Source organism: Arthrobacter sp. CMU6 (assembly GCF_059090205.1).
On record NZ_JBNHFL010000001.1, the window covers coordinates 232,230 to 243,731 of the forward strand.

Genomic DNA, 11,502 nt, shown 5'->3' on the forward strand with positions numbered 1-11,502 from the left:
TTCGTGAAGAATTGGCACTGTGCGGAAGACTGTTGCCGTGAGCAACTCTCCCCGCACCGGCCTCGCCGTGGCAGGCCTCAGCCTGGGCACTTCCCTGAACCCCCTGAACTCGTCGATGATCGCCGTCGCCCTGGTGGTGCTGCGCGAGGACTTCCGCTTGGATGTCGCCACGGTCACCTGGGTGATTACCGCCTTCTACATCACGTCAGCCGCAGGCCAGCCGCTGATGGGCAGGCTTGCTGACAGGTTCGGGCCGCGGAAGCTCTTCATGCTCGGCATGGGGCTGGTGGCAGTGTCTTGTGCGCTGGCCCCGTTCTCGCCCAACTTTGTGTTCGTCTGCATCGCCCGCGCGCTCATGGCGCTGGGGACGGCGACGGCGTACCCGAGTGCCGTCGTCATGGTCGGCACCCTGGCGCGGTTGGCTGACACGACATCCACAAGGCCGCTGGGCCGCATCCAGATGGCCAACACCTCCGGGGCAGCCGTGGGCCCGGTGGTGGGCGGGCTGCTGGTGAGCCTGGTCGGCTGGCAGGCGCTGTTTCTCATCAATGTGCCGCTGGCGCTGGCCGCCCTGCTTATTGTCCGGAAGGCCGCCCCGCCGGACGAGCGCAGGGAGCACGGCAGCATCGCCACCCTGCTCCGCGACTCCGACATCCCCGGCATCCTCGCATTCACGGGCGGCATGGTGCTGCTGCTTATGGGCCTGCTGAACGCGCTGCCCGGCTACCGCTGGTGGCTGCTGGGCGGCGCCATGGTCCTGGCCGTGCTGTTCGCCTGGCGGGAGCTGCGGTTCGACCGGCCGTTCCTGGACTTGCGGCTGCTCGGCAGGAACCGCCCGCTGCTGCTTGTGTACCTGGGCTTCACGGTGTTCAGCGCTGTTTACTACTTCGCGTTCTTCGGCCTTCCCCAGCTGCTGCAGGAAGCGGCCGGCTACAACCCCGGTCTGGTGGGCGTGCTGATGTTGCCGCTGGCGGCGATGTCCGTGGTCGTCACGCCGCTCGCCGTGCGTGCGATCGACAGGTTCGGTGTGCGGCGGGTGCTGATTGCCGGCGTCGTGCTTCTGACACTGGCGGCAGCGGCACTCTGGCTGCTGACGGCGTCGTTCGCCGTCCTGCTCGTGCTGGTGCTGACGGCCCTGATGGGCGTGCCGTACGGGTCGGTCAGCATCGCCTCCAACCAGGGGCTGTACCTGTCCGCCGCGCCGGAGGACAGGGGAGTGGCCGCCGGGATCTTCCAGACCTGCCGGTACGTCGGCGCCATCAGCGCCACCGTGATGATCGGCATCTTCTACGGCACCGGCGTCACCCAGGAGAACTGGGGCCGCATGGTGCTGGTGATGCTCGGCCTCTGCGCGGTGACGTTCGTGGTGTCTCTGCTGTGGCGTGAGCGGAAGGCGGCCTAAGGAGGACGACGGCGGCAAACGCCGTGAGTGCGGAGCTGGGCTAAGGCGCGTGTGCCGCTATTTGGCCCGACCGCGGTTCCTGCATGGCGCCCCAGACATACAGTTACACACGGTGTTGGCTGCTCTGACGCGTGCGTCCTGGCGGTGCTTCGTGCGGCCGGGATATCCGTCCTTGGTGTTCCGATCGTTGAGCACGGAAATCCAAATGTGACGAGCATCCTCAAGATTGGCTCAAGAATGAATCAGCGTTTCCCCAAGATCGCGCAGTTTTAGTTTTCCCTGGTTGCCGGAGAAATAAGCTCCTCACGAGAGACAAATTCGGCTTTAGAAAAAGGGCCCGGCTACTTGCCGGGCCTTTATTTATGGTGAAAGAGGCAACACACAATGAAGTACTCCAAGTCCCTGGTCACCCTTGCCCTAATCGGGTCCGCCATGTCCCTGGCCGCATGTGGCGGCAGCAATGGGGCAGCGTCCGGTACGGCACCGACAGCTGAAGCTGTGGAGAAGCAGGTCGAGACTCCCAAGCCCACGGGTCCGGCCAAATCATCCCGCGGCAACTACGTCATGACTGCTGGCAGCAAGGCATTTGCCACGCAGACTGACCAGCTCACCGACAAGGAGACCGCTAAGTTCACAGTGGACTCGATCAAGAAGGGCGTATGCACCGGGGAGTACGTCCAACCGCCCACAAACGGCAACATCGTGTTCGTGAAGGTCACCGTACAGACCCTGCCCGCGCTGGCCGAGTCGAGCTTTCCGACGTTCAGCATTAGCGCTCATGACTTCAAGTTCATTGCCAAGAACGGCACTACATTCAACGGGTCGCTGTCAACCGTGGGGACATACGGATGTCTGCCCGACGCCGAGACCTTCCCCAGTGCTGGCGTCGGCCCCGATCAAAAAGCCTCGGGGATCATCGTCATCGACGTGCCGCAGCCCGGTGGAACGCTCCTGGTCAAGAGCGACTTCGGCACCGGCTACGAGTACACCTTCTAGATTCCCAAAAGAAGGAACGCAATGAGTGATCAATACGACGGACCAACCCCCTACCAGTCGTCCACACAGCCTGCCCACGGTCAGGTGGCTCTGCCGGCCGCACCGCAGGCGGCACAGGAGCCAGAGAAGCGTAAGCGGAAACGGCTGCTGCCGGCCGGCCTGGCTGTCGCTGGCCTAGTCCTGGGATTTGGGGCTGGCGTGGGCGCCAAGCCCGAGCCTGAGATTGTGGTGCAGGAGAAGATTGTCGAGAAGGAAGTCGAAGTCGAGGTAGTCAAGGAGGTCACGCCGCCGTCGTGCATCGAGGCACTGGATGTGACGCAAGAGGCAATTGAACTGTTCTCCACGTACCCGGCAATGGCGAACGACGCCGTGCAAGCGGCTGGCACCTTCGACACCGCGGGGCTGCAGGCAGCTACTCGGAAGATCGAGACCTTCAACAGTGACTTGGGCAAGCTGACACCCAAGGTCGGCGCACCCGTGGCAGCGTGCCGACTCGCGGCCGAGTGAGCCACCAGTTCGGCGGGAGTTCCCGCCGAAGCCCAAATAGCTGGAGACTGCCGTTAGCGCTGCTGACACTTGGCCTGCTGGTACGTGCCATCGCTGGATTGAAGATTCCGAGGGAGAGCAAGAAATTCATGGGGAAGTCCGCATGGGCTAGAGCATTTATGACTGCCGGGGCGGCAGCAACACTGGCAGCGGCCTTGGGAGGGTGTGCTCCGGCAGCGGCTCCTACCGCGACCCCTTCCCCAGATCAGCCGCCCGCCGATGGAGGAAGTTACGGCACGGTCTCGGCGCTGAAAGATGCGGTGGTGGGGGCTGGGCTCGAATGTTCGGCGTGGGACGAGCACAATTCGACAAAGCTCGCCGCCTCCTCGGGAAGCTGTGGTGATGATCTGGTCATGGCCACCTACGCATCGGACACGTCCAAGGACGAGCAATTGAATCTCTGGAAGTCCTTCGGCGAGTACGTCGAAATGAAGGTACTTGTCGGGAAAAACTGGACGGTCAACACCAACAGCGCGGCTGACCTGCAGCAGAAGCTCGGTGGAACCGTGTTTACAACGCCCGGGAAGTAGAGCCGAGGGCAAATCGGAGGGGCTGGGCCTGAGCGATTACTCGGCGGAGCGCCGGTTGCGGGCCAGCCGCGCCAGCCGGCTGAAGGCCAAGACGAAGACGGCCTCGATCAGCACCATCAGTCCGAGCGGCAGCCACTGCTCCTGGCTGATGAACACGATCGCGCCGGTGAGGACCAGCATGGTGCCAAGGGCCAGGGCGTAAACGGCGAACCCAAGGGCAACCCTTGCACTGCGCACGCCCGTGCGGAAGCCAAAGCCCTGCGGCAGTCCGCCGGGTAATCCCTGGACGCGGTCAGGACCTGCAGGAGGGAGGCGATCGAACTCCTGCCACAGATCCTCGTCGTGATCCCGGTCGGTCATGCCTCCATTATCCCGCGCACCGGGGCGCCGGTTCCCTGTGCAGGCCCCTATTGAGGTCCTTCGCCTCTCTGTATCATCCCCTGCGGGTCAGCCCGGGGCGGCACACCGGTGGCCACATTCCCTGCAGGGAGTGCCGTGCTGGCGGAATTCCCTGAGGAGATCTGCCGCTTGACCTGCTCAAGCTCAACCTTGAGCTGATCAACCGCGGCACGGTATTTATCGAAGTCCGCCTTTCGGCGCCTCTCCACGACGTAACTGACGACTGTGGCGAGAATGCCAAGCGGAAACGACACCAGAAGCGCCCAGCCGGACGTGCCAAAGAAGCCCAGAGCTATGGGCAGCGCCTGCTTGAACGCCAGGAAGTCGTTCACCCCGCCGACCACTGCGTTTAGAGAGTCGTCCAGGGGGCCGAGAAACTGCCCCACCATGGGCGTCCCGGAAAACGACGGAGCACTCAGCGGCTGTTCCCCCGCAGACCAGCGCGGGTCACCGACATGGCTCAGGACGTAGATCCCGGCACCGGCGTTGAGTGCCGCGAAGAGCAGGATTGCACCAAGCACGGTCCAGTGAAGGCTTCGGGGACGCCAAACACCGACCGCAAGCGCGAAGACGGCGGCCGCAACCCAAGAAGAAATGCTGAGTTGGTCGCGGCTCATGCTGCCCAGTAGATCCAAGGAATTCCCAGCCCTTACAGTTGGAGTCGATGCTCGTTTTGGTCGCAAGCGAGCCTATCCCAGTCAACCCGGGCATGCGTCAGTGACGGGTAGGTCCCGTGGGTGAGCGGCCATGTGGTCTTGTAGTCGCTTGAGCGCTTGAGCCGGAGATAGCAACCCGGAGGAACGGACGACGGCGCAGCCCGGGCAGTGTGCGTCGGCTGCGGTTTTCGTTGTTTGTACCAGTCGGGCAGTGGGAAGATGGTCGGAGAGTTGGGCCTCCACCAAATGAGGATGCCGGCAACTGGCGGCGCGTGCCCAACCTGATGACAGGGACGGTGACCGAGCCATGACCGAGCGACCCCTGCAGCAGCGGCGGCTGCGTGTGTCCGACATTAACGTCGTCAACCACCGCACCCTGCGGAAGGCACTCGGCGGCACCATCGTGGGCAACACCATGGAATGGTACGACGTCGGCGTGTTCGGCTACCTGATCACCACCATGGGGCCGGTGTTCCTGCCCGAGGCGGACAGGGCAGTGCAGAACCTCTTCCTGCTCGGAACCTTCGGTGCGACGTTCATCGCCCGGCCCCTGGGCGGCATCTTCTTCGGCTGGCTGGGCGACAAGATCGGCCGGCAGAAGGTTCTCGCCATGACCCTGATGATGATGGCAGCGGCGACGTTCGCCGTCGGCCTGCTTCCCGGATACGCGGTGCTGGGCATCTGGGCTGCCGTGCTGCTGGTGGTCACCAAGCTGGTCCAGGGCTTTTCCACCGGCGGCGAGTACTCCGGTGCCACCACCTTCGTCTGCGAGCATTCGCCGGACCACCGCCGCGGCTTCTTCGTCAGCTTCCTGGACATGGGCAGCTACCTTGGCTTCGCGCTGGGCGCCGCGCTCGTGTCCGCGCTCCAGCTGATCCTGGGGCAGGGGCAGATGGAGGCCTGGGGCTGGCGCATCCCGTTCCTGATCGCTGGCCCGCTGGGCATCGTGGCCATCTACTTCCGCATGAAGATCGAGGAGTCGCCTGCCTTCATGGCAACGCAGGAGGCGGAAGCCGTGGCCGCCAAGCACCACGAGACCGGCGACGATCTGCGTCCCGTGGGCCCGGTCGGAATCTTCAAGGACCACTGGCGCCGCATCCTGCTGGCCATGATTCTCGTGGCCGCCGGCAATACCGTGGGCTACGCGCTCACGTCCTACATGCCCACGTATCTCACCACCAACAAGGGCTACGACGAAATCCACGGGACGCTGCTGACCGTTCCGGTGCTGGTGGTCATGTCCCTGTGCATCCCGCTGACGGGACGCCTCTCGGACAGGATCGGCCGCCGCCCCGTGCTCTGGATCGGCGCCGTCAGCACGGTGGTGCTGGCGCTCCCCGCGTTCCTGCTGATCTCGATCGGCACGGTTCCCGCCACGCTTGCCGGCCTGTCGATGGTCGCGTTTCCGGTGGCGTTCTTCGTGGCCATTCTCGCGTCGGCGCTGCCGGCACTGTTCCCCACGGCGCACCGCTACTCCGCGATGGGCATCGCCTACAACTTCGCCGTGGCGATCTTCGGCGGGACTGCCCCGTTCATCATCGCCGCCCTCATCCAGGCGACGGGCAACGACCTGATGCCGGCGTACTACCTCATGGTGACATCGGCCATCGCGGCGGTGGCCATCTACTTCCTGCCGGAGTCCGCCAAGCGGCATCTGCCCGGGTCCATGCCCAGCGTGGACTCGGACGAAGCCGCACGCGAGCTCGTGGCGACGCAGGACCACAACCCCCTGCTGGAGATGGACACGCTGCCGTTCGACAGCAGTTACGAGGAGGCGAGGGCGTCGCATGGGGACCGGCCTGACAGGCCGACGGTGATGTGAGCAGGACAACTCATTCGTCCCAAATCGGCATTAGCAATTCTGTTTCTGTTGAACATCTAGGCTGGATATCTCGTTCCAGAGTCAGAGCTCCTGCGGCTCACGAGACCGGCCACGTGTTCCGCTCTGCCGGTCCGGCGGGGAATTTCAGGGACCACTGGCGCAGCATCGTGCTGGCTTTCAACTGGACGGCCAGTTCGCGGCGCCAGGTCCGTCGAACAACGCGCTGGTGCTGCTCCGGGGGACCACCACGTGGACGGCGTTGCGCTGGACAGTGAAATCGGTCGGCGTGCTGGTCGCGATCTCGCCGTCGAGGTTCACGGGCAGCGGCTGCTCGGTGACCAGCCGGACATGTCGGCTGGTCAGGTGGTGCACCCGGTCGTGTTCGATGAAGCTTCCGTCCCTGAGCAACCGTGCGATCTTCACGTGCTCCCGGAGCGGCGCCGCCAGGATGGCGTAGATGTCAAGAGTGTGATCGTCGATCCCTGCCGTGGGGGAGACCGTGTTGCCGCCGCCGTAATGCCGGCCATTGCCGACGGCCACCTGAAGCAGGTTTTCGAGCTCCATCGGCTCGTGGTCCCCCTCGGGAAACTCGAGACGGGCCCGGAACGCCTTGTGCCCGGCATAAGCCCGCAGGGTGGCAATGCCGTAGGCCAGCGGCCCTATGTACCGCTTCAGACGTGGGCTGAGAGCTTCGGTAACTGCCACCGACAGGCCCACGGACGCGACGTTGAGGAAGGGCTCACCGTTCGCCCGGCCCAGGTCGATGTCCACCACCTTCCCGTCCGCGACGGCAGCGCACGCCTCGGACAGATTGTTGGGTATCTCCAGCGTGCGGGCGAAGTCGTTGGCGGTGCCCAGCGGAAGAACGCCGAGCACAACGTTGGTGCCGCCAACTCGCCCCGCGGCGTAGGACACGGTCCCGTCGCCGCCGCCGACAACCACCAGGTCGTGCCCGTCCGCAATCACTCGATCAAGCGTCCGGGCCAGATCGCCCCCGGACAGCACGTGGTGCACGGAGGAGATCGGCACGCCTGCCTGGCGCATCGTGTCCACCGCAAGTTCGTACGCCGCCCCTCGGCGTGATCCGGCGTTGATCACCACGGCGGCAGAGCGGGCGTCCCTGGCAGCCTTCATGTGGGACATGTTAGGTGGTGGACCTGTGAATACTCATAGCCCACCGCCCCGGGCCAGTGCCGTCAGCGGCAGTCCCGCGTCCTCAAGTTCGGTACTGCGTCCTTGTTCTGTCACGCCTTACGGAATTACGGAATTACGGAATTACGGAATTACGGAACAGCCTCACCGTTGCGCAAAGCAGGAGTGCTGCGGCGGCACCTGTAACCGCGGAGCGATGTTTCTGCCGGGCGGCTGGCTAAGCGTCGCGATCGGCGTCACGTTTCGCCGGCCGGTAGCCGGCAAGTTCGGCGCGGATGTCGCCCTCCTCGTGCCCGCCCTTCTTCTTGCCGAACGGCAGCACTTTGAGCAGCGGATGCACGATAGCCATGACCACGATGCCCCAGGCGAGTCCGATGACTGCCGAGCACAACGTGTTCACGAGCCAGGCCAGGAAGCCGCCCACCACCGCGGTCCCCTCGAAGGGGTGCTCGAGGACATGGACCAGGTCATACGGGCCGTGCCAGCCGAGGTCATAGGCCCCCTGCAGCATGATGTGGCCGCCAACCCACAGCATGGCGATCGTTCCGATGAAGGTTATCCCGGCCAGCACGGCGGGCATCCCCTTGACGAGCAGCTCCCCGAAGCGCTTGGAGCCCGAGGAATCTTTAGCGGCCAGGTGCATCCCGATGTCGTCCATCTTGACGATGAGGGCGACGGCACCATACACGGCCACCGTAATCACGAGGGCCACGACCACCAGGATGATCGCCCGTGACAGCAAGGAATCCTGGGCCACCTCGTTCATCGAGATGACCATGATCTCGCAGGACAGGATGAAGTCGGTGGTGATGGCGCCCTTGACGACCTTGGCCTCGGCCTCCGGGCCGCGTTCAACCGCCGGCGCATCTTCCTCTGCGGTGTGGTGGCCCCGGAGCTTGTGCCAGACCTTCTCGGCACCCTCGTAGCAAAGGTAGGTGCCGCCCAGCATGAGGATGAACGGGATGGCCCATGGGACGAAGGCGCTGACGAGCAGCAGGGCCGGCAGGATGATCAGCAGTTTGTTCCGGAGAGAGCCCCAGAAGATCCGCTTGATCATCGGCAGTTCGCGGGAGGGGTCCGCCCCGGACACGTACTGCGGGGTAACGGCGGCGTCATCGATTACGACGCCGGCTGCCTTCGCCCCCGCCTTGGCCGCTCCGGCAGCGACGTCGTCCACCGAGGCGGCCGCTATACGGGCAAGGGCTGCTACGTCATCCAGCAGGGCGACGAGACCGCCGCTCACAGATCGCCCCCGTGCTGCTCAAGGGTGGACGGCTGTGTGTGGCTGCCTATGTCGAGGCGTGTGATTGGCATGTTTGGAGTATATCGACGGCGGGCATCAGCTAGCCCGTTACCGCCGCCTTTGCGGCCTGCGAGGCCTGCAGCCACTCGCTCAGCACGGGGCCCGGACGCTCGGAGAATGGCCGTCGGTCTATCCCTGCGTGAAGGTCTCGGACAATGACCGTCGCGTCGCCCAGGAGCCTCGTCCCTGTGCATCCCGCTGACGGGACGTCACTCGGACAGGATCGGCCGCCGCCCGGTGCTCTGGTCGGAGCCATCAGCACGGTGGTGCTGGCGCTGCCCGCGTTCCTGCTGATCTCGATCGGCACCGTTCCCCGCACCCTGCCCTTCGACAGCAGTTATGAGGAGGCGAGGGCGACGCACGGGGACCGGCTGACAGGCCGACTGTGATGTGATTGACGCGAGGCCGTAGACGCGCTCGTCAATCGTCCGGTCCACCTCAGCCGATCCGGTGGGCAAGCTCCTCGGGGTCGTCGCCCAGCCTGTACCTGGCTTCCCAGACGGGGACGCGGTCCAGCTCCACGGAACCGCATTTTCGACGGTCGGCTGTTCCACTGTTGTTTCCGTCATCGCTCCTCCCTTTTGACCCCTCGTACCTAGCAATACCCCGTTTTGGTCACACGCCTTGCGTAAACGTGAGTCTTCCCACCTTATTCTGAGTAGATCACGATAAGCCTGTAAGGTTAAGTACAGGCCGCCGTAGCCCTTGAGTACCGCACCGGTGAAGACACCCGGGCCAGCGGGGCAAGCGACACAACGCGCAACCGCCCTCCTGCTTGAGCGGCACAAGAACCTGTATAGCCCTCATCCCGAAACCCAACGGAGAACCCATGACTTTGCTGACCAAACGCCCCGAGACCTCCTCATCCACCGCCGACCCCACCCTTACGGCCGCTACCACTGTCGCTGACACCGCAGTGCGCGGCGGCAGCTACGTGACTCTCCCGGCCGGCAGCGTCCCCGTCGGAGTTGAGGGCAGCTATGTCACCGTCGCTGGCGCCCGAAACCTGACCCCCGTCACCCGTGGCAGCTATGTCAGAGTAGGCGGCACGCCCGTCGTTGCCGCCAAGGTTATCGAGGGCAGCTACGTGACGCTGCCAACGGCGGCCTAGGCTCCAGCGCCTTGCGGGGGATAGCACCACCGCCGGGCAATAAAAGGAGGCCGACGGCGACACCGGGTGTCGTTATCGGCCTCCTTTTTCGTGCCATCCGGGGGGGTGGGGGGGGAATCGCCTGCGCGCCGCTTGGTATAGATCCGGCATGCAGGGCCCACCGGACGCACGCGCTCGCGACAGCTAGCCCGCCACGGCCGCCTTCGCCTCCTGCTTGGCCGCCATCCAACCGCTCAGCCACGGGGCCCGGACGCTAGACGTGATGCGGCAGTCCGCCTTCTCCGTCTATACCGCCAAGGCCTACGGGCCGGTGGCCGGCGCCACGGTGGGCTGGCTGTGGTGGCTGCAGCTTGTGGTGGTCATCGCGGCCGAAGCGCTCGGTGCGGCAGGCCTGCTGGCCACCATCTTCCCGGCCCTGCCGGTGTGGCTGATGGCCTTCGTGTTCATCGTGGTGCTCACCGCCGTGAACCTGACCAGCGTGAAGAACTTCGGCGAATTCGAGTTCTGGTTCGCCCTGCTCAAGGTGGCAGCAATCGTCGGGTTCCTCCTGGTGGGCGCGGCCCTGCTCTTCGGCTGGCTGCCGGGTGTCCAGTCGCCGGGCGTGGCCAACTTCACCGGAGACGGGTTCGCGCCCGACGGTTTCGCCGGGATTGCCACGGCACTCTTCGTGGTGGCTTTCGCGTTCGGCGGCACCGAGATCGTGTCCGTGGCGGCAGCTGAGACGGCGGAGCCTGCCCGCAGTGTGAAGAAGGCAGTCCGGACGGTTCTGTGGCGCATTCTGGTGTTCTACATCGGTGCGATCTTCGTTATCGCGGCGGTGGTTCCGGTGGGTTCGGCAGGGCTGAAGAGCCCGTTTGCCGCCGTGCTGGAGGCCGCCGGCATGCCCGGTGCGGCCACCGCCATCACCCTGGTGGCCGTCGCAGCACTGCTCTCCGCCCTCAACGCCAACCTCTACGGCGCCTCCCGGATGGCGTACTCCCTGGCTGAGCGCAGTGAAGCGCCGCGTCTGCTTGCCTCCGTGTCCAAGGCCCGGGTTCCGGTGGTCGCAGTCCTGGCCAGCGTCGCCTACGGCGTTGTCACGGTTGTGCTGGAGTTGGCTTTCCCCGAGATGGTCCTTCCCGTCCTGCTCAATATTGTGGGCTCGACCTGCCTGCTGGTATGGACGTCGGCGCTCCTGGCCCAGCTCGCGCTGCGCCTCCGCGCTGACCGCGACGGGACGGAGCTTCCCCTGCGGATGGCCGGCTTCCCGTGGCTCACGGGCATCGGCCTCCTGATCCTCGCAGCGATCTTCACGATGGGCTTCATCGGCGAGGATTCCCGCCCCCAGCTCCTGAGCACCTTCGCCCTCGTAGCGCTCCTGGCGGTGGCGAACTGGCTCCACCACCGTTCCAGGAAGATTCCGGGCCGTGTGGAATCTTCGGAACGTGCCAAGCAGTCGGTGCTCATCGACTGAAGCAGGCGCGGAACCACTTCGTGGGTTCGCCACACGCGGAGGGCGGGTCCGGCCTTGGCCGGGCCCGCCCTTCGCCATGCGTAACCTGTTGGTCGATCGTCTTAAGTCAGGGATCGAGCGTGGCTTTATTGA

Annotated in this window: 12 protein-coding genes; 8 read left to right on the plus strand and 4 right to left on the minus strand. The window is 65.0% G+C overall.

Annotated features, from left to right (window positions below; all coding sequences use genetic code 11):
* The first annotated feature begins 37 nt into the window (after positions 1-37).
* The 4 genes from AC5RWD_RS01030 to AC5RWD_RS01045 all read left to right on the plus strand — a co-directional run bounded on the left by AC5RWD_RS01030 (position 38) and on the right by AC5RWD_RS01045 (position 3,474).
* Entirely contained in the window at positions 38-1,402 is a 1,365-nt protein-coding gene (locus AC5RWD_RS01030) for an MFS transporter (RefSeq protein ID WP_494018252.1), read from the plus strand.
* A 384-nt stretch (positions 1,403-1,786) separates the two neighbouring features.
* Positions 1,787-2,398 (plus strand): hypothetical protein, encoded by a 612-nt coding sequence (locus AC5RWD_RS01035; RefSeq protein WP_494018253.1) that lies wholly within the window; start codon positions 1,787-1,789, stop codon positions 2,396-2,398.
* Between the two features lie 21 nt (positions 2,399-2,419).
* The gene (locus tag AC5RWD_RS01040; RefSeq protein WP_494018254.1) at positions 2,420-2,905 is read left to right on the plus strand and encodes a hypothetical protein; all 486 of its coding nucleotides are present in this window, start codon (positions 2,420-2,422) and stop codon (positions 2,903-2,905) included.
* Positions 2,902-3,474: a hypothetical protein gene (locus AC5RWD_RS01045; protein WP_494018255.1), complete on the plus strand. Its 573-nt coding sequence runs from the start codon at positions 2,902-2,904 to the stop codon at positions 3,472-3,474. The genes AC5RWD_RS01040 and AC5RWD_RS01045 overlap by 4 nt, the downstream gene beginning before the upstream one ends.
* A gap of 36 nt (positions 3,475-3,510) precedes the next feature.
* Here AC5RWD_RS01045 and AC5RWD_RS01050 read toward each other — a convergent pair whose 3' ends face one another.
* Both AC5RWD_RS01050 and AC5RWD_RS01055 read right to left on the minus strand, forming a co-directional pair.
* Entirely contained in the window at positions 3,511-3,834 is a 324-nt protein-coding gene (locus AC5RWD_RS01050; RefSeq protein ID WP_494018256.1) for a hypothetical protein, read from the minus strand.
* A gap of 47 nt (positions 3,835-3,881) precedes the next feature.
* On the minus strand, positions 3,882-4,490 hold the full coding sequence (locus AC5RWD_RS01055) for a hypothetical protein (protein WP_494018257.1): 609 nt from the start codon (positions 4,488-4,490) through the stop codon (positions 3,882-3,884).
* Positions 4,491-4,836: 346 nt separating this feature from the next.
* On the opposite strand from AC5RWD_RS01055, the gene AC5RWD_RS01060 reads away from it, so the two are divergent.
* Positions 4,837-6,351 carry an MFS transporter gene (locus tag AC5RWD_RS01060; protein ID WP_494018258.1) on the plus strand — a complete coding sequence of 505 codons (1,515 nt, stop codon included), beginning with the start codon at positions 4,837-4,839 and terminating at the stop codon, positions 6,349-6,351.
* Positions 6,352-6,528: 177 nt separating this feature from the next.
* On the opposite strand, the gene AC5RWD_RS01065 is transcribed toward AC5RWD_RS01060, so the two are convergent.
* Entirely contained in the window at positions 6,529-7,485 is a 957-nt protein-coding gene (locus tag AC5RWD_RS01065; RefSeq protein WP_494018259.1) for a lipid kinase, read from the minus strand.
* Between the two features lie 235 nt (positions 7,486-7,720).
* A complete protein-coding gene (locus AC5RWD_RS01070; protein ID WP_494018260.1) occupies positions 7,721-8,746 on the minus strand; it encodes a DUF808 domain-containing protein in 1,026 nt (341 codons plus the stop codon).
* A 215-nt stretch (positions 8,747-8,961) separates the two neighbouring features.
* On the opposite strand from AC5RWD_RS01070, the gene AC5RWD_RS01075 reads away from it, so the two are divergent.
* From AC5RWD_RS01075 to AC5RWD_RS01085, 3 genes are all read left to right on the plus strand, one after another.
* On the plus strand, positions 8,962-9,195 hold the full coding sequence (locus AC5RWD_RS01075; protein ID WP_494018332.1) for a hypothetical protein: 234 nt from the start codon (positions 8,962-8,964) through the stop codon (positions 9,193-9,195).
* A gap of 440 nt (positions 9,196-9,635) precedes the next feature.
* A complete protein-coding gene (locus tag AC5RWD_RS01080) occupies positions 9,636-9,917 on the plus strand; it encodes a hypothetical protein (RefSeq protein ID WP_494018261.1) in 282 nt (93 codons plus the stop codon).
* A 262-nt stretch (positions 9,918-10,179) separates the two neighbouring features.
* Positions 10,180-11,370 (plus strand): amino acid permease, encoded by a 1,191-nt coding sequence (locus tag AC5RWD_RS01085; protein ID WP_494018262.1) that lies wholly within the window; start codon positions 10,180-10,182, stop codon positions 11,368-11,370.
* The last annotated feature ends 132 nt before the right edge of the window (positions 11,371-11,502 follow it).